The following is a 17,736-nucleotide window of genomic DNA, read 5'->3' as shown; positions in this document are numbered from 1 at the left end:
CCCACCGAACCCGATCGCGTGCCTCTTGCCCTGTAGGAGCTTCCACCACGCCGTCCAGCACGCCAAGACCAACATCGGCGTAGAACCGCCGGGTCGACGGTGCGGTTTGCCGACCACGCCGTGGATCGGCGGGGTCGCGTCGATCAACGGGACCGGCCCCGGCTCGGGCTGCCTCCAGCTCCAACCAAGGCCGCCACGACAACCCTGTGCCTGCCGAAAGTCTCATCCATGCAGCTAGAAGACGCACGAAGCCCGATACCTCGAAGTGCTCGCGGGCACGGTTGTCATCCGCCGCGGCATCGACCAGCACGGCATGATGACCGGTTGTGCTGCTCCGACTGGCCTACCTGAGCGTGACCAACGCGTTCGTGCTGCTGCGCCTGCTGCCCCTGAGCGCCCCGGACAGGGACGTGGAGATCCTCGCGCTACGACACCAGATCACCATTCTGGAACGCCAACTGGGCAGTGCCCGCCCTCGGTTCTCCCCCGCCGATCGGATGTTCCCCGCGGCGCTGCTGCACCGATTCCCGGGCGCCACGCTCCATCGGCTCCGCCTGCTGGTACGCCCGGAGACGGTGCTGCGGTGGCACCGGGACCTCCTCGCCCGCCGCCAGACCGCCAGGTCCCGCCCCAAGCGGCCCGGCCGACCACGAACCGTCCGACTCCTCGTGCTGCGCCTGGCACAGGACAACCCCACCCGGGGCTACCGCCGCATCCACGGAGAACTCCTCGTGCTCGGCATCACAGTCGCCGCCTCCACCGTCTGGCAGATCCTCAAAGACGCCGGGATCGACCCAGCTCCCGAACGCGCCTCGACCACCTGGTCCGCCTTCCTCCGCTCCCAGGCCGACGCGCTCCTGGCCTGCGACTTCTTCAAGACCTCCACCCTGAGCGGTACCCGCCAACCGCCGGATCCGCGTGCTCGGCGCCACCGCACACCCGACCGCCTCCTGAGTCACCCAAGCCGCCAGGAACCTCGTCATGGACTCGAAGACGCGGGCAGCCCCGCACGGTTCCTGATCCGCGACCGCGACCGCGACGGCAAGTACCCAGCCCTGCTCGACGCCGTCCACGCCGACGCCGGCATCCGGGGTCGGCCTCGCCAGTGTCCGGATACCGCGAATGAACGCGATCATGGAGCGCTGGATCCGGAGCTGCCGACGCGAACTGCTCGACCGCACACCGGTCTGAAACCAACGGCACCTGCTCCACGCCCTGCGCGAGCACGAGCAGTCCACAACACCCACCGACCCCATCAAGGCATCGCCAACGCGCGGCCACTACACCCACTGCCACCAGCCACCGACAAAGCAGCCGTCACCCACCTCGACATCCGCCGACGGCCACGGCTGGGCGGCATCCTCAACGAGGACCACCACGCCGCCTGACCTGCACGGACGACATTGTCGGCAGGCACAACGTCGGTACGCCGTCAATCCGTCCTTGGCGGTCTGATCAACGAGTACGAACCCGCAGCAGCCTAACGCCCAGTTCAGACAGTGTGGCCAACTTCTGGAACCCCACAGGTCAGCCAACAGCGCCATCAGCCTGAGCCGACCCCGCGACGACAGTGGGCCAGAGCGACCGGCGTCGAAGCAGCACCGGCCCCGGATCAGTCCTCATTCTCCTCGGTGTGCAGGTCGCCGTCAGCATCCTCTTCGGGACGCTCGTGCGACCGGGACGTCCCGCCGGAGCGCCGACCTCTCACCCCCGGCGGAGGAGGCCGGTGCGCGGAGTGGGGGCGGAAGCTCGGTCGGGGCGCACTCGGCACCCGTGGAAGGGAGACCCCATGTCCACTCTCAGTGTGGCGCTTCGACACCCCAGAGGGCGCCGACGACGCCGTCAGCACCCTGGGCGGACTGGCGCAGCGCAAGCTGATCACCGTGCACGATGCCGCGACGGTGTCCTGGCAGCCCGACCGGAAGAAGCCGAAGACCCGTCAGCTCCAGGACCTGACCGGCGCGGGAGCGCTGGGCGGCGCCTTCTGGGGAATGCTGTTCGGCCTGTTGTTCCTCGTGCCGCTGCTCGGCGCGGCCATCGGTGCGGCCGCCGGTGCGCTCACCGGCCGGCTCACCGACGTGGGCATCGACGACACCTTCGTCAAGCGCGTCCGCGACGAGATCACGCCCGGGACGTCGGCGTTGTTCGTCCTCTCCTCGGACGCGGTCGTCGACCGGGTGCAGCAGGAGTTCGCCGGGTCGAGGGCCGAACTGCTGTTCACCAACCTGTCGCAGGAGCAGGAGCACACCCTCCGCGAGGCGTTCGCCGAGTAGGGCAGCCGGGCGGAGGTGGCGCGAGTGGACACCGGTGGAGAGAGCGCGGGCCAGGCGACACGGGCCGTGCCCGCGCCCGCCGCACCCACGATCGGGGCTGTACCAGCCACCGCGGATCGGGCTGCACCTCGCGTCCTCCCGGAGACCGGCGGGCGATCGGGAGGATTGTGGCGTCGCCCGGCACCCCTCTCGCTGCCGGGCTGCTGGGGCGCGCTGCTGCTCGTCTGCGCGTCGCTCACCCCGTCCCTGCTCCCGCGCAGCGGGGTCGTCCAGGGGGTGGTGAGCGGGATCAGCGCCGCGACCGGCTACGGCGTCGGCGTCCTGCTCGCGGCGGTGTGGCGGGCGTTCGCCGACCGCGGGCCCCGCCCGCCCCGGCCCTGGGCCTGGTGCGCGCTCCTCATCTCCGCCGCCGCCCTCGGCACGGTCTTCTTCGTCCTCGGCCGGCGGTGGCAGGGGCTGCTCCGCGAGCTGATGGGCGTGCCGGCGGAACCGCTGTGGCGCGCGCTGCTCGCGCCGCTGGTCGCCGTAGTGGTGTTCGCGGTGCTCCTCGCCGTCGCCCGCGCCATCCGCGCCGCCGCACGAGCCCTGTCGCGGCTGATGTCCCGGTGGATGGGGTCCTCGGCGGCCCGCGCGCTCGGCGCGCTGGGCGTCGCGGCTGTGACGCTGCTCCTGGTCACCGGGACGGCGGTCGACGGACTGCTCGCCGCCGCCGACCGTGCCTTCGCCCTGGAGGACGACACGACAGCCGAAGGCGTCGAGCGCCCGGGCAGCGCCCTGCGCTCCGGCGGGCCCGGCTCGCTCGTCGCGTGGGACGACCTGGGCCGCGAGGGACGTACCTTCGTGGCCGAGGGCCCGACGGCCAGGGAGATCCGGGAGTTCAGCGGCACGGCGGCCGAGGAGCCCATCCGGGCCTACGCCGGGATGGCGGCGGCCGACGACGCCGAGGCCCGGGCCCGCCTCGCCGTCGACGACCTGGAGCGGGCCGGCGGCTTCTCCCGCGCCCGGCTGCTGGTGGCGACGACGACAGGGCGGGGCTGGCTGGACGCCGGGACGATGGCCGCCTTCGAGTACATCGCCGGCGGCGACTCCGCCATCGTCGCGATGCAGTACTCCTACGTCCCGTCAGGACTGTCCTACCTCGTCGACCAGACGCGGGCCAGGGCCGCGGGGAGGGGGCTGTTCGACGCGGTCCACGAGCGGTGGAGCGCGTTGCCGCCCGAGGGGCGGCCGGAGCTGTACGTCTTCGGCGAGAGCCTCGGCTCGTTCGGCGCGGAGGCCGCGTTCAGCGGCGAGTACGACCTGCGCAACCGCGTGACCGGGGCGCTGTTCGTGGGTCCGCCGAACTTCAACGCCCTGCACACCGAGTTCCGCGAGGACCGCCAGCCCGGCAGCCGCGAGGTGGAACCGGTGTACCGGGACGGCCGCACGGTGCGGTTCAGCAACGAGGTCGGCGGCGGCGCTCCCCCGACCGGCGTCCCCTGGACCGGTCCGAGGGTGCTGATCCTGCAGCACCCCTCGGACCCGATCACCTGGTGGAGCCCGTCCCTGTTGCTGGGCCGCCCCGACTGGCTCGAGGAGGATCCCGGCCGTGACGTCCTCGACGAGATGGTCTGGATCCCGCTCGTCTCCTTCTGGCAGATCACCCTCGACATGCCGTTCGCCGCCGACGTCCCCGACGGGCACGGGCACCGCTACAGCCAGGAGTCGGTGGACGCGTGGGCGCTCCTGCTGCGGCCGGCCGGCTGGACGCGCGCGGACGCCGAACGCCTGAGGGCACTCATCCGGTGACGTGGCCGGGCTGAGCCCTTCAACCGGTACCCGCACCGATCCCGCGCGCCTCAGGGATCCGGACGGCTTCGACCCGCTCCGACGATTCGAACCAGCGTCTGTCGCGGCGAGCCGCCGCTGGCCTGAGCAACGGAGCGGGCGCGGCAACCAGGCACGCGACCTCTGCCTCTCATCGCATGCGACCGGCCGGTGACGTGCGCGCTGCCCGTGGTCTCCCGACCATTTTTCATCCCTCCCGGACGAGGACGCCCAGCCTCGGGCGACGGCACCGTCGAAACCGTCGCGCCGCCGCGGCGCGACGAGAGGAGACCTCGGCATGCAAACCCTGAGTGTGTGGCGGTTCGACTCCCCCGGCGGCGCGGACGAGGCCGTGAGGACACTGGAGGACCTGTCGAAGCGGCGCCTGGTCACAGTCCACGATGCCGCCACCGTCCGCTGGGAGGTCGGCGCCAAGAAGCCGAAGACCCGTCAGCTGAACGACCTCGCCGGCGCCGGCGCGCTCGGCGGCGCCTTCTGGGGCCTGCTGTTCGGCCTCATCTTCCTCTTGCCGCTCCTGGGTGCCGCCATCGGCGCGGCGATGGGCGCACTCTCCGGCTCCCTGGCCGACGCCGGCATCGATGACGACTTCATCCGGCGCGCCATCGGAACTAATCCGTTGGGGTGAGTGCCCGTTTCTTCTCCGCGTCATGATCGTTGGGCGATTCGGTCACGGTTGGCCCGGATGGGTGGGAGAAGTAGGCGTGGAGGTCAGAGGTGTGCGTCATGCCTATCGTCGGCGTGTCGTATTGCGGGGCGTGGACCTGTGGCTTCGTCCGGGTGCGTTGTGCGGGGTCGTCGGGGAGAACGGTGCGGGGAAATCGACTTTGTTGAAGATCCTGTCCGGTGAGCTGCGGCCTGCTCGCGGCACGGTCCGTCACGCTGGTCCGTTCGGGTACTGCCCTCAGCACGTGGTCCTCAATGACGCTCTGACCGTGCGGCAGCACCTGGGGTTCTTCCGGAAGGCCTATCGCCTGGCCGATCTGCGGTATGCCGAAGAGATCATGGATGTGTTGGACTTCGCCGGGTACGCCGACGAGCGGGTCGGTGTGCTCAGTGGTGGGACGCGGCAGAAGCTGAACGTGACGCTGGCGCTGATGCACGATCCGCGGGTGTTGTTGCTGGACGAGCCGTACCAGGGGTTCGACTGGGACACCTACCGGCGGTTCTGGGATCTGGCCGCGCGGTTGCGCGATGCGGGGCGTTCGGTGCTGGTGGTCTCCCACCTGGCCTACGACACCGAACGCCTGGACGAGTTGTGGCGCCTGGACGACGGGGTGCTCCGCCGCGACGAGGCGGTGTCCGCGTGAGGGCCCACTTAAGCTGGTTCGCCACGGCCACCAAGTTCGCGCTGATCGAGCACGGCCGCAATCGGTTCGCCACGCTCCTCGTGGTCCTGTTCGTCCCCTTGTGGACGACCCTGGCGTATCTGTCGGTGCCCGACACCCCGGCGCCCCTGCGGCTGCGCGCCACCGGGGAGACGCTGGCGCCGCGCGGGAACGAACTGACCGAGATCAGCGGCGCGCTCAACGCGGTCACCCTGATCACCGGTTTCATGATGTTCGCCGCCACGTTCTCCGGCAGCCGCTTCGACCGCAGGCTGGCGATGGCCGGCTACCCCCGCTCCCACCTCGTGGCGGCCAAGGTCACCGCGCTGGCCCTGGTCTCGGCGGCGGTCGCCGCCTACGCCACCGCGGTCACCTGCCTGGCGTGGACACCCCGGCAACCGCTGCTGCTCGCCGCCGCGCTGTTCTGCGCCGGGCTCACCTACGGCGCTCTCGGGGTCGGCTTCGGCTCGGTGCTGCGCCGGGAGGTCGAGGGGATGTTCGCCATCGTGATGACCAGCATCATCGACCTCGCGCTGCAGAACCCGATCCTGAGCTCCGGGGCCGACAACCCGATCATGCGCTTCCTGCCCTCCTACGGCGCCATGCAGGCCGGCACCGCGGCGGGATTCTCCACCAACCCGGTCCCGGGCCACCTCGCCATCCAGTTCACCTGGTTCGCGGTGGCGGCCCTGATCGCCCTGGTGGGTTTCCGCCGCAGCACCCGCAGCACGCTGCCCGCCGCCGCGCAGGCCCTCGCCCCCGAGCCGGGAAGCGACTCCTCCCTCACCCCGCAACGTCGACCCCCCGCGCCCACGGCGCCGGGGCCGGCATCCGACACGACAGCACCCTGAGGTCCCGGTCCCCAGATGCGCACACACCCACATCCCCAGCCCACCCCGGCACCCTTCGACGACGTCACGCCCGCGCGGCGGGGCCGGGCCACCGGCCGTGCACTGATGGGCGAGGACCCCCTCTTACAGGCGGCGTACCGGCTGTGCCGCCGCACCACACGAGCGAACGACCCCGCCATCCACGCCCTCATCCAGCTCATGCCGGCCGTGCTGCGTCCGGCGTGCTGGGCCCTGTGGGCGGCCGCCAGCACCTTGGACGACCTGGCCGACCGGCCAGAGGTGGAACCGACCCGGCGCGCTGCCCACGTCGAGGCGTGGACCAGGGCTCTGGAGCACGACCTGGCTGTGGGCGCGAGCACCGATCCGATCCGGCACGCCCTGGTGGACATGGCGGCGCGGTGGCGTCTGGACCTGTCCGGCCTGCGAGGCGCGATGGCCACGACGCGGGACGACGCCCGTGGTCTGCGCTTCACCGACTGGGCCCAGTGGCGGGCCTGGTGCAACCGGGAAGTGGTGCCCTGGGTCGACCAGGCGCGGCACCTGCTCGACCAGGCCGGCGCGCCGATGACCCTGCGGTTCGACCGGCAGGCCGACTACCGGCACTTCATCGACGGCGCCCAACTCACCGACACCCTCACCGACCTGAGCACCGACCTCGTCCAAGGCCACCTGCTCCTGCCGCAGGAAGCCATGGACCCCTTCCCCGGCGCAGAGACCGACTTGGCCCAAGGGCGCTGGAGCCCGGCCGTGGCGGCCCTGATCGCCGACCTGACCGCCCTCGCCCGACTATGGCTGACCAGGCCCGCCCTGACCAGGGGAATGCACCCCGGCCCCGCCGCCGTGCTCGACGCGGCGGCCGCCCTGATGCGCCTGCAACTCGACGCCATCGACGCGGCCGGCCCCACCCTGCTCGCACGCCCCCCGCGCCCGTCCGTCGCCGCCCGCGCCCGCGTGCTGGCCCCAGCACGCCTCCGCTCCGCCCTGGCCTGGAGCCTGACCCCGCTGACCGTGCCCGCGGTCCGGCCTGCCGCGGCGGTGGTGAAGACGAGCGACCCTGGCCCGGCGGCCGAGGACGCCGGGCTGCGGCCCCCGCCACCCCACCGCGACGGCGCCCGACCCCCGCACATCGCCGCCGACAAGATGCCCGAGCACGTGGCGATCATCATGGACGGCAACGGCCGCTGGGCCCGGCAGCGAGGCCTGGCCCGCCAAGAAGGCCACCGTGTCGGCACCGCCGCCGCGCACGAGATGGTCTACGGCGCCCTGGAGATCGGCCTGCGCCACCTGACCCTCTACACGTTCTCCACCGAGAACTGGAAACGCGACACAGACGAAGTCACCACGATCTTCCAAACGGTCCTACACGAACTCGACCACGGCCCCCTGCGTGATCTGGACGTGCGCCAGCGCTGGTCAGGCCGTCCCGACAGGCTGCCCGAGGACCTCGTCCACGCCCTCGAGCGCGAAGAGCACCGCACCCGCGACCGCACCGGACTGACACTGACCATCTGCCTCGACTACGGCGGCCGCGACGAGATCACCCGCACCGCAGCCGCACTCGCCCAAGCAGCCCGGGTCGGCGACGTCGACCCCCACCTCATCGGCCCGGACGACTTCGCCCGCCACCTTCCCCACCCCGACATGCCCGACGTCGACCTGCTGTGGCGCACCGGCGACGAACAGCGCACCTCCAACTTCCTGCCCTGGCACACCGCCTACGCCGAGCTCTACTTCACCCCCGACCACTGGCCCGACGTCGACCGGCGCGACCTGTGGCGGGCCATCACCGAGTACAGCCGACGCCAACGCCGCCACGGCGCCGCCCTCACTTCCTCCGAACACCAACGGCCGTCCCCTCACGCCCAACCCGACTCCCGCCACTGACGCCTCCCAGCTCAGCCATGACCACGCCAGCCGAATTCCCCGACTCCGGCCAGTCGCCGTACCAACGCCGCCTGCGCCTGCGGTGACGCACTGCCGCGGCAGCGGCATCCCGTGGGCAAGCGCTCGTCGGACACCAGTGATGACGTCCTCAACACCAGTCCGAGGTAGTCGAGATCCCAGTCGAGTCGGCGATCGACAGGACATTCCGGACGGCATTCATCGGCGATGAGCACCTTGTCCTGGTGGCGTCGTCGGCCAAGCAGCAACACACGACAACCGTCGCAGAATCCCTGCACGCCAGCCGGTGGTGGATCCGGATCGTGGTGTGCATCTGCTTGCGTGGCACGCTCAGATCTTCCTGCGGCATCGCGTCGATCCGTCCGTAGGCAGGCTCCGGCACCGGCGTGCGCGGCGGCGGCTTCTTCGCCCATGTAGCACCCCTTGTGCGTTACCGTCTCGCGGTGACCAAGCCCCATGTGATTGTGGTCGGAGCGGGCATCGGCGGTTCTGCATCGGCCGCGTTGCTGGCGCACGCCGGGCTCCGAGTGACCCTGCTGGAGAAGAACCGCTACCTCGGCGGTTCCTGTGCCGGCTATGAAAAACACGGCTTCCAGATCGACTTCGGCACGCATCTCTTTCCCCGCGGGGAACGCGGCCCGCTCGGGCAGGTCCTGAAGCGGGTGAAACGCCCTGCCGCCATCGAGTTCCGACGCCATCCCGACGTCTTCGAACTCCGGTGGGCCGGACCACGCCCCGGCCACCGATCGCTCACCGTTCCGGCTTCGGCATGGCGCATGCCGCCCTTCGCACTCCGGGCCATCCGGGAATGCCGACTGTCCCCTCGGGCCGTTGCCCACGCAATGCGGCTCCTGACGCGCGCCGTCACCGCTGACGACAGGTTCACCGACGCCTGGCTGTACCGCGATCTGGAGGACTTCGTCAGGCGCCACACCAACGACCCCACGATCGCCAACGCGTTCTACTTCCTCGCAGGACTCGGCTTCGTCCTGTCGCCTCGCGACGTCTCCGCGGGAGAAGCCCTGCACTGCTTTCGGCGGGGACTGCTGGACAACAGCCTGTCCTACGCCCAAGGCGGCTCGAAAGCGGTACCGACCACCTACTGCCGCATCGCCGAGGAACTGGGCGCCGACGTCCGCACTGGCGCAGGGGTCGAACGAATCCTCATCCACGACGGACGCGTCCACGGTGTCGAACTGCTCGACGGCACCCGGCTGGACGCCGACATCGTGGTCTCCACCTCCAGCGTGCGCACCACCGCGCTACAACTGTGCGATCCGGCCACGCTGCCACCTGCCTTCGTCGACCACGCCAAGGGCATCACCGGTTCCATGATCGCGATCCAGGCGAAAATCGGACTGAGCAGGAAGCTCGTCGACGCCGGCTGTCTCGTCGGCGCCGTCAGCGACTCCATCGACCCGCTACGCGCCGACGCCACGATGCTCACCTCGATGATGGACTCCCTCACAAGGGGGGACTTACCAGACGTCATCGCGCTCTACTGCCCCGTGCCGACCAACTTCGACGCCTCGCTCGCGCCCCCGGGGCATCAGCTGTTGACCGTGTGCATTCCCGCCCCCACAACGGATGTCGAACTGTCCGCGTCACCGCGCGCATGGGACGACGCGCTGATGAAAGCCGTACGACGGATCGTGCCCGGCATCGACGACCACATCCTCTTCGTCGACCGCACCACCACCAGCTGGATGGAACACTGGATCGGCAAGCAGTACGGCCCAGCCATCTCCACCGGCCAAACCCCACGACAGGTCGGCAAACACCGCCCACCCGTCACCACCCCCGTCGACGGCCTCTACCTGGCCGGCTGCGGCGCGGGCGGCAGAGGCGTAGGCACCGAACTCGCCGCCGACAGCGCCATGGACTGCGCCGAAAACATCCTCGACGACCTCGGCCGAACCCCGCCCCCGTCCTGGACCCCACCCCGCGACCCCACCCCGACGCTCCCAGCGAGCATCTGGCGCAACCTCACCCGCCCAGCTCCACAACGCAGCCGCCAACCGGAAACCCCTGTGGCCCATCACTGAAACGTTTGCAGCGACCGCAGAGACACGCCCCATCCCGCGACCACCACCGCGGCAACATCATCGGCGTCGAACCACGGGAGAGTCCTCACCCGACAGGCTTGCGTTCCCGGTCGTTGACAACGACCTCGAGCGGCACCCGGCGAACAAATCGCGTCGCAGAGCACGAATCAGTCACACCACACCAGTCATAGTGCCGATTGGCCGGGCCGCACTGGTCACGGGAGACCGTATCCGGCCTGCCAGACATCCCGAACCGCCGTGGACTGCACCCGGCTTCGCCCGCGAGGGCTACCGCAACCGGCTGCTCGCGCTTCTCGAGCTGATCTCGACCTCCACCCGACGTTCACCGCGGCGGTGAGCACGTGCCCACCGCCGCGGTGTTCATCGTGGTCACAGCTCGCAGTTGGCCTGGTTCTCGACGTTGGTGCAGGTGTCCAGGCTCGGACCGGCGTCGGCGGTGTCGGTGCCGATCCCGCCGTTGACGTTGTCGATGTTGCCGACGACCAGGCTGATGAAGTTCGCGTTCCCGTTCTTGGCGTCGCCGTAGAGCACGTCGTCGCCCGGTCCGGCGTCGATGGTGTCGCGGTGGCCGCTGGTGATCGCCTTCGCGCCCGAGAGGGAGTTCAGGGTCTCGTAGTCGCCGTAGATGGTGTCGTTGCCCTCGCCGCCGGTGATGGTGTCGTTGGAGGTCTCGGCGGTCACCGGTGCGCTGACGCCCAGGGTCGCGGTCCGCGCGTCGCCGTAGATCGTGTCGCCGCCCCCGCCGCCTGAGATGGTGTCGTTGAGGTTGCCGATCAGCACCGCTCCGGCCAGACCGGCGCCGGTCCCCACGGTGATGGTCCTGCCGTAGCCGTAGATGGTGTCGGGGTCGTCGCCGCCGATGAGGGTGTCGTTGAGGCCGACGATCCCGCCGGAGACGGCGGTGATCGTCACGTCGAGGAACCCACCGGAGATGACGTCCGAACCCGATCCGCCGTCGATGTGGTCGTTGTCGGCGACGTAGGCCGCCGAGACGCTGATGACGCCGGTTCCGGAGTTGCCGATCAGGAGGTCGTCGCCGGCCTCGCCGAACAGCCGGTCGGAGAGGTTCTCCAGCGGGCCGGGGGCGGGCAGGCCGGGGAGGACGTCGGGTACCACGACGAACTCGCCGTAGACGGTGTCGTCGCCGTCCCCGGCGCAGACGCGGTCGTTGCCGGCCAGCCCGACGATGGTGTCGTCCCCACCCAAGCCGACGATCACGTCATCACCGCTCGTGCCGGAGAGGGTCTCGCCGCTCGCGGAACCGACAACCGTGGCGGGCAGTCCGTCACAGGTCGTCGTGGCGTGCGCGGCGGGCACACCCACCAACGACCACGAAGCCGCCACAACCATGCTCACCACCGCTCCGAGGGTGGATCTGGCACTGGATTTGCGCACAGCGATCTCCTTCCAGTTCACCGCGCAACGCGGAACCGGTCGACCACAATTGGGAGAGCTGCGCAACTCGTACGTGTCATCGCCCGCACCGGAAAGCACGTTACGACCGAAAATCGAGGAAGACTCCCATAATGTCGACGGCGCGTGCCCCGTGGCTCGACGGTCAGGTGTACCCGGTGGGTTCCGGCATCTCGTCGAGCAGCGCGTAGCGGCCGACTTCGGCGCGCTTGTGGCGATTGGGTCGTGCAGGCCGTGGGTGCGGATGTTGCGCCAGAGATGTCCAAGCCGACGGTGTTGGCGGTGGCGCGGGCTCCGGTGACGTCGAATACGCGGGGGTCGATCTCCAGGCCGGTGTCGATGGCGCGTTGCTTGGCGGCGGTGATGACGACGGCGGCTTCGCCGCGTTGGCGTTCGGTGACGGTGTCCGGGTGGACGTTGATCGCCTCGACGAGATCGGCGGCGCGATCGGCCAGGGCGTCGGCGGCCCACAGCTTGGCCTGCAGCGCGCCGCAGCTGGTGCGCGGTGGCTGCCCCCAGGGTGTCACCCGCAGCACCCCTGCCTCGCGGAGCACTTCGGGCGGAGTCGTCCTCCACTCGTGGGCGAGGAGCGACGGCCGAACCATAGCGAGAGCCGCACACGACGGTGCCACCGGCGAGCTCAACCCCGCCATGGCGTTGGGGTCGGTGACGATGCCCAGCAGTCCCAGCACTGTCGCCACGGCGCTGTGGTTGGCGGGCAGGACCTGTGCGCAGGTCTGGGTGGCGTCGCCAGGGGCGGCCTGGGCCGGAGCAGTGAAGGCTAGGGCGGAGGCCGCCGGTGCGAGGGTGAACACCGCGAAGAGCAAGCGACGTGGACCCGAGTGAGCGTCATGGTGCTCCCCCTTCCCGGGATACCCCACCCGCGGGCTCGAGTGGCGATAGGCGGTCGTGTACAGCCGGTCGTATCGGTCGCCGCCGGCGTGGCAGGCAAGATCGCCGCATCATTCCCGCCATGAAGGCTGCCGTCGATCGGCCGAACCTGTGAGCGCCGCAACTCGTATGGCGCGTTCATGACACACGGGGTAGAGCCGCTGGATACTGAGTCCGCAAAATCGGATCTGATTGCGACGAAGGGGTGACAGCGCATCCCGAAGAGCGCTCGCGAGTATCTATCCGAACAAGACGGTGAGGCAATGAAGAATGATCGCAATCGCCTGCCCGGAAGCGCCGAGGGCTTCGGTCGCTGTCACCCACACGGGCGACATCCCTCCACCAAACATCGATCGGACATCTACCGTGCCTGACAGGCGCCATGAGACGCCACAATCTCCACTAGGGGAAAGACATGCGCAGAATTTCGATGCCGGTCGGCGCGTGGGCCGCCACCGGCATGATCAGGCGGTTACGACCGGCGGGCGTGGTGCTCGCCGTAGTGGTGATGAGCAGTTCGCTCGGAGCTGGAGTCGCCCCCGCTGACGACGACACGACCTCCGCGTCCACGTCCGCTCAGGAAGTCGCGGAGCGGGCGCAGAACCCAGGCGCCATTCACGGTCTCAAGTGGAAGACGGAGTGGTGGGGTGGTGAACCCGATCACCTCGGGATCAGGTTCGCCACCGCGGGACTCCCCTACGCCACGGCTGCCTACTCGCTGCAGAACAACGGGTTCCGCACGGTGACCCTCAGGATGCTCGCCGACCCGGACCTGGAGGAGATCAACCGGACGCGGGCTCAGCGCGACAGCGAGGTTATGAAGCTGCTGCGGGAGCTGAACCGCCAGAACATCAACGTCTACCTGTACCAGCGTGTCTGGCTCCAGCGCGACGGAAGGCTGACGGGCAACGCGGACAAGTTCGTCAACGACATGAGCGGGATCATCAACCGGGCGACGAGCGAAGGGCTCACCTCGCTGCAGGGCGTCATGCCGATCGAGACGAACCTGGAGAACACCGCCCAGGTGCGGGAACGCGCCCTGCACATCGCGAAGGGCATCAACGCCAAGACCGGCAACTGGCTCAAGACCCACACGCTGATGGTGCCCGGCGCGGCCATGGGCGGGTACTTCACGAACATCCACCAGGGCGGAAGCCGGTGGTTGGCCGACATGAAGAGCCAGACCTCCTACTTCGCCTTCATCTACAAGCACATGAAGAGCCAGGAGGAGAACCGGCTCGCCAGGTACAACGAGCGGTGGAACCACTACGTCGGCCTCCAGTCGACGAGCACGGCGCAGGAGCAGATCAAGTTCCTGCGGCAGGACATGGGGCTGTCCGACCTCGAGTACCACTCCCGCCAGCACAGGGCGCAGTTCCCCAGGCACACGCAAGTCGTGTTCTGGGGCGACGCGGCAGACGGCGTCTCCTACCTCAGCATCCTCGGCAAACCACACGACTACACCACCATGCGGGCCCTGCACACCCTGCTGGTCAAGACGAACAACTGGCGCGGCTACTTCTTCAACTTCCCCTTCACCAACGCCGCGGCCAAGGGCCACGACCTCTGGAAGTACATGATCACCGTCAACGCGCAGACCAACGTGCGGGCGAGGAACACCGCTTACAACCCTTCGGGCACCCACCAGGTCTGGGGCGAATGGCAGAACTGGGCCAACCCCGACTTCAACTACTGAACACGCCTATCATGTCCCGCCTTCACGCCTCCGCGAGCTGTTCCGACCTGCTCGCGGAGGCGTCGAGGCGCTCGTCGAACGCGGTGAGGGCCGGGCATCGCAGCCAGTGCTTCGCCCGTGGCCGGCGGACGGTCGTCACAGTCCGGTGAGGGGGATGGTTTCTGCCATGCGGCGGTAGCCGGCGTTGTTGGGATGCAGGTGGTCGCCGCTGTCGTACGCGGGACGCAGTGCGTGTCGGTTGTCTGGATTGGCCAGTGCCGAGTCGAAGTCGGCGACGGCGTCGTAGCCGCCGGCGCCCGCGGTGCTGCGGATCCACCGGTTGACCTCGGTGCGGATGGCTTCGTTGCCCCCGACGCAGCTGCACGGTGTCAGGGTCCCGCCGATCACCGTGAACCCGCGCTCCCGAGCCCACTTGATCAGGTACCGATGGCCCTCGATCAGCCGTTGCGCGGTGATCCTGGGAGCACCCTCCGCGCACCCGGACGTTCCGCCCTGGGCTTTGATGTCGTTGATGCCTCCGAGCACGATGACCGTGCGCACCCCGCGCTGGGTGGCCACGTCGCGCCGGAACCTCGCGATGGCCGACTCGCCGCCGCAGGGTGAGTCGCTGAGCACCCGGTTGGCGCTGATGCCCGCGTTGAGCACCGGGCGCGGGGTGTTGTCGCGGACCAGCCGTTCGGCGAGTTCGTCGGGGTAGCGGTTGTCCATGTTCGGGGTCGAGCCGTAGCCGTCGGTGATCGAGTCGCCCAGCGCCACGATCCCGTCCGGCTGTCGCGCCTGCGCTCCTCGGACGTCCACGCGGCTCGGGAAGTACCAGGAGCCCGATCTTCCGGTGAACGCCGCGGCGGCGGGATCGACGCGGTGATCGCCGTTGGCCAGGTAGATGGTCGCCGTCGCACGGCTGTGGTACGTCGCCTGCCCCGTGTGGCGGGCGAAGTACAACGTCACGGTGAGCTTCTCCAGCGGCGAGGTGACCATCAGCAGCGGATCGCTGTCCAGCTCGGCCCCGACCGGGATCTGGGCCCACTGCCGGCCGCTGAAGGTGATGTGACGCTGTGATCCGCGTTGCAGCGCGGCCCCCGTCCCGGCGCGGGCGATCGTGGCACCGGTGAGCGGCAGCGGCACGGTGCCGTACACATTGGACAGCCGGATGCGCACGTAGCTGCCGCCCACGCTGATCCGGACGACCTGACGCACCGACTGATCGGTGAAACCCCGCCGCGCCCAACCGGGGATGAACGGGTGCAACGGCTGCTGGGCGGCGGTCCAGGCTCCCCTCCAGAACACCTCCCCCGCCCGCTCGTCCACCTCGGCGACGTCGGACGACGGGCTCTCCGGCACCGCCGCGGCCACTGGACCATTTCCCGCGGCCACGGCGCTTGCCGCCAGCAGACCCGCGAGCAGTACCGCCGGCACGTTCCTCGATCTCATGTCGATCATGTCTCCTCAGTACGGAGCCTTCCGGCCGAGTGAGTAGATGAGGTGAGACGCCGCTTGCTCGACGATCACCGGTTCACCGATGCCCGTGGGGGTCGACACCCGGTTCGATGCCGACCCGCGTGAGTCGTCCGATCATCGCGGACACGCCGTTCGGCCGTGGAGGGTTCACGGCGCCGCACAGTCTTATAGGCCCCACGAACGGGCAAGCCCGCGCCGAGGTGTCGGAGGCACCAGAACTGGAAGGCGAGGGTCGGGTCTTTCAGTACACCGCGTTCTCCTGTGGCCACAGGTGCCACTCGTCCCAGACCTTGTGGGTGCCCGAGCGGTTCGGGGCCCAGTTCTTCCTGCGGGTGTTGCTGCCGTCGTCGGCGACGGTGATGAGGTAGCGCCAGAGGTCCTGTCCGGTGGCGCCTTCGCGGGCGAAGGGGAAGTTGAAGAAGTAACCGTGCCAGCGGTTGGTCTTCACCAGCAGCCGGTGCAGGGCGCGCATGGTGTTGTAGTTCCACTGTGCTTGCCCGTCGCGTGCGGACAGGCCGGCGACGCCGTCGCCCAGGTCTCCCCAGAACACCGCGTGGGTGTGGTTCGGGTATTCGGCGCGGTGGGTGCGGTAGTACCACTCCAGATCGGAGAGGCCCATCGTCGTGCGCAGGAAGGCGATCTGCTGCTCCGGGGTCCTCGCGGCGTCCCAGCCGACTGCCTGGTCCCACTGGCCGTTGAGGCTCTGCAGTTGGCAGACGTTGCCGTCCTGGCTGCACATGTGCTTGTAGATCAGGGCGAAGTACCCGGTCTGGGCCTTGAGCTGGGTCAGCCACGCCTCGCCGCCGTTGTGGATGCCCTTGAAGTACGGGCCCATGCCCGCGCCCGGTATCAGCAGCGTGCGCGTGGTGAGCCAGTTGTCGGTCCTGGCGTTGATGCCGCGGGCGACGTAGAGCGCGCGTTCCCGCAGTTCCGCGCAGTTGTTGAGGTTCGTCTCGATCGCGGCGACACCCTGCAGCGAGCCGGCGATCCCCTCGGTCCTCGCACGGTTGATCAGCCTGCTCATGTCGTCGATGAACTCGTCCGCGCCGGCCTCGGTGAACGGCCGCTGGTAGCTGATGGTGACACCACTGCGCTGGAACCACTGCCGCTTCCACAGATAGGTTCTCACGCCCTGGCGGTGCAGCTCCCGCAGCAGCTTGATGATCTCGTCGTCGCGTTGCCGCTTGGAGGTGCCCGCCGGCAGGTCGCCCATGTTGGCCACCCGCAACACCACGGTGTTCAGGTTGTTGTTGGCCAGCGAGAAGACCGCTGGCATAAGGCAGACCTCGCGTTTCGAACCTCACCGCGAACTTCGGGTTGGGCGGCTGCGTGAGCTGCACCCCGCGCCACTTCAAGCCCCGGATGGCATCCGGGCTCTGCGCCGCCACGTTTGTCACCGCGCCCGTACACGCCGCCCCACCACAGTCCCGAGACCCACCGTCGACATCGTCGGCCTGCCGGATCCGCACAGACCACACGGCCTGGCAGGGCATACCGCTCGGCCTCGATGTCAGCCGCAACCCCGGCGGCACCACCGTCCTCGTCCTGACCGGCACCGTTGTCGACAGCCTGTTCCGTGGTGCGACCGTCGTCCAGACCAAGCTTCTGCCCGCCACGGACCTCACCGCCTGCCTCACCTCCTAGGGCCTGACCAGCGTCAACGGCACGGTCACCTTCACCGCCGCGCTGTGAACCGGCGGACGGCGTGGACGTCGGAGCCGTCCCGGCGGATCTCCGACCCACACCCCGCCCGGGTGGCCGAGCAGACCACCCCACTGCTGCACCGAGGATCGAGTGCACAGCCGCTATGACCGGAAACTGGACGATGCGTCGGTGGCAGGCCGGCCGGTGGTGCTGCGATTACGGGTGCGTCGGTTCTTCTGCGACGACCAGGGCTGCGCGGTGGGGACGTTCGCCGAGCAGGTCGACGGTCTGACCGTAGGACACGCGCGCCGTACGCTGTTGTCGCGCACCGCGTTGGAGCGCATCGGGTTCCTGCGGCGTGGTCGCCGCTACGCGACCGTGTTGGTCGAC

General features: G+C 69.5%; 15 protein-coding genes and 1 pseudogene. 11 read left to right on the top strand and 5 right to left on the bottom strand.

Going from position 1 to position 17,736, the window contains the following annotated elements:
* The first annotated feature begins 326 nt into the window (after nt 1–326).
* The 7 genes from AB0H12_RS41590 to uppS all read left to right on the top strand — a co-directional run bounded on the left by AB0H12_RS41590 (nt 327) and on the right by uppS (nt 8,160).
* Nucleotides 327–1,388, top strand: coding sequence for an integrase (locus AB0H12_RS41590; protein WP_499631122.1), 1,062 nt, complete (start codon nt 327–329; stop codon nt 1,386–1,388).
* Nucleotides 1,389–1,802: 414 nt separating this feature from the next.
* Nucleotides 1,803–2,273 (top strand): DUF1269 domain-containing protein, encoded by a 471-nt coding sequence (locus tag AB0H12_RS41585; RefSeq protein ID WP_499631119.1) that lies wholly within the window; start codon nt 1,803–1,805, stop codon nt 2,271–2,273.
* Between the two features lie 165 nt (nt 2,274–2,438).
* Nucleotides 2,439–4,061 (top strand): alpha/beta hydrolase, encoded by a 1,623-nt coding sequence (locus tag AB0H12_RS41580; RefSeq protein ID WP_499631116.1) that lies wholly within the window; start codon nt 2,439–2,441, stop codon nt 4,059–4,061.
* A 370-nt stretch (nt 4,062–4,431) separates the two neighbouring features.
* Entirely contained in the window at nt 4,432–4,725 is a 294-nt protein-coding gene (locus AB0H12_RS41575; RefSeq protein ID WP_499631113.1) for a DUF1269 domain-containing protein, read from the top strand.
* Nucleotides 4,679–5,407, top strand: coding sequence for an ATP-binding cassette domain-containing protein (locus AB0H12_RS41570; protein ID WP_499631110.1), 729 nt, complete (start codon nt 4,679–4,681; stop codon nt 5,405–5,407). The genes AB0H12_RS41575 and AB0H12_RS41570 overlap by 47 nt, the downstream gene beginning before the upstream one ends.
* Nucleotides 5,404–6,276 carry an ABC transporter permease gene (locus tag AB0H12_RS41565; protein ID WP_499631107.1) on the top strand — a complete coding sequence of 291 codons (873 nt, stop codon included), beginning with the start codon at nt 5,404–5,406 and terminating at the stop codon, nt 6,274–6,276. Before AB0H12_RS41570 ends, AB0H12_RS41565 begins: the two co-directional genes overlap by 4 nt.
* Nucleotides 6,277–6,381: 105 nt before the next feature.
* A complete protein-coding gene (uppS, locus tag AB0H12_RS41560) occupies nt 6,382–8,160 on the top strand; it encodes a polyprenyl diphosphate synthase (protein ID WP_499631104.1) in 1,779 nt (592 codons plus the stop codon).
* An 11-nt stretch (nt 8,161–8,171) separates the two neighbouring features.
* Here uppS and AB0H12_RS41555 read toward each other — a convergent pair whose 3' ends face one another.
* Nucleotides 8,172–8,591, bottom strand: a complete 420-nt coding sequence (locus AB0H12_RS41555) for a hypothetical protein (protein ID WP_499631101.1) — start codon at nt 8,589–8,591, stop codon at nt 8,172–8,174.
* Nucleotides 8,592–8,621: 30 nt separating this feature from the next.
* On the opposite strand from AB0H12_RS41555, the gene AB0H12_RS41550 reads away from it, so the two are divergent.
* The gene (locus AB0H12_RS41550) at nt 8,622–10,223 is read left to right on the top strand and encodes a phytoene desaturase family protein (RefSeq protein WP_499631098.1); all 1,602 of its coding nucleotides are present in this window, start codon (nt 8,622–8,624) and stop codon (nt 10,221–10,223) included.
* Nucleotides 10,224–10,613: 390 nt separating this feature from the next.
* Here the strand turns inward: AB0H12_RS41550 and AB0H12_RS41545 are convergent, their stop codons facing one another.
* Both AB0H12_RS41545 and AB0H12_RS41540 read right to left on the bottom strand, forming a co-directional pair.
* A complete protein-coding gene (locus AB0H12_RS41545; RefSeq protein WP_499631095.1) occupies nt 10,614–11,738 on the bottom strand; it encodes a calcium-binding protein in 1,125 nt (374 codons plus the stop codon).
* Nucleotides 11,657–12,358 carry a hypothetical protein gene (locus AB0H12_RS41540; protein WP_499631093.1) on the bottom strand — a complete coding sequence of 234 codons (702 nt, stop codon included), beginning with the start codon at nt 12,356–12,358 and terminating at the stop codon, nt 11,657–11,659. The genes AB0H12_RS41545 and AB0H12_RS41540 overlap by 82 nt, the downstream gene beginning before the upstream one ends.
* Before the next feature lie 605 nt (nt 12,359–12,963).
* On the opposite strand from AB0H12_RS41540, the gene AB0H12_RS41535 reads away from it, so the two are divergent.
* Nucleotides 12,964–14,244 carry a hypothetical protein gene (locus AB0H12_RS41535; RefSeq protein WP_499631091.1) on the top strand — a complete coding sequence of 427 codons (1,281 nt, stop codon included), beginning with the start codon at nt 12,964–12,966 and terminating at the stop codon, nt 14,242–14,244.
* 135 nt (nt 14,245–14,379) lie between these two features.
* On the opposite strand, the gene AB0H12_RS41530 is transcribed toward AB0H12_RS41535, so the two are convergent.
* Both AB0H12_RS41530 and AB0H12_RS41525 read right to left on the bottom strand, forming a co-directional pair.
* Nucleotides 14,380–15,675, bottom strand: a complete 1,296-nt coding sequence (locus AB0H12_RS41530) for an SGNH/GDSL hydrolase family protein (RefSeq protein ID WP_499631088.1) — start codon at nt 15,673–15,675, stop codon at nt 14,380–14,382.
* Between the two features lie 268 nt (nt 15,676–15,943).
* Nucleotides 15,944–16,978 (bottom strand): hypothetical protein, encoded by a 1,035-nt coding sequence (locus tag AB0H12_RS41525; RefSeq protein ID WP_499631085.1) that lies wholly within the window; start codon nt 16,976–16,978, stop codon nt 15,944–15,946.
* A gap of 53 nt (nt 16,979–17,031) precedes the next feature.
* On the opposite strand from AB0H12_RS41525, the gene AB0H12_RS41520 reads away from it, so the two are divergent.
* Together AB0H12_RS41520 and AB0H12_RS41515 are read left to right on the top strand one after the other, a co-directional pair.
* A complete protein-coding gene (locus AB0H12_RS41520) occupies nt 17,032–17,346 on the top strand; it encodes a hypothetical protein (protein ID WP_499631082.1) in 315 nt (104 codons plus the stop codon).
* 138 nt (nt 17,347–17,484) lie between these two features.
* Nucleotides 17,485–17,736, top strand: a pseudogene (locus AB0H12_RS41515) (transposase family protein); the annotation flags it as partial.

The organism is Actinosynnema sp. NPDC023794 (assembly GCF_040639675.1).
Lineage (GTDB): Bacteria > Actinomycetota > Actinomycetes > Mycobacteriales > Pseudonocardiaceae > Actinosynnema > Actinosynnema luteola.
Note: the sequence above shows the minus strand (reverse complement) of the source record. Positions and strands in the feature narration are given on the sequence as shown.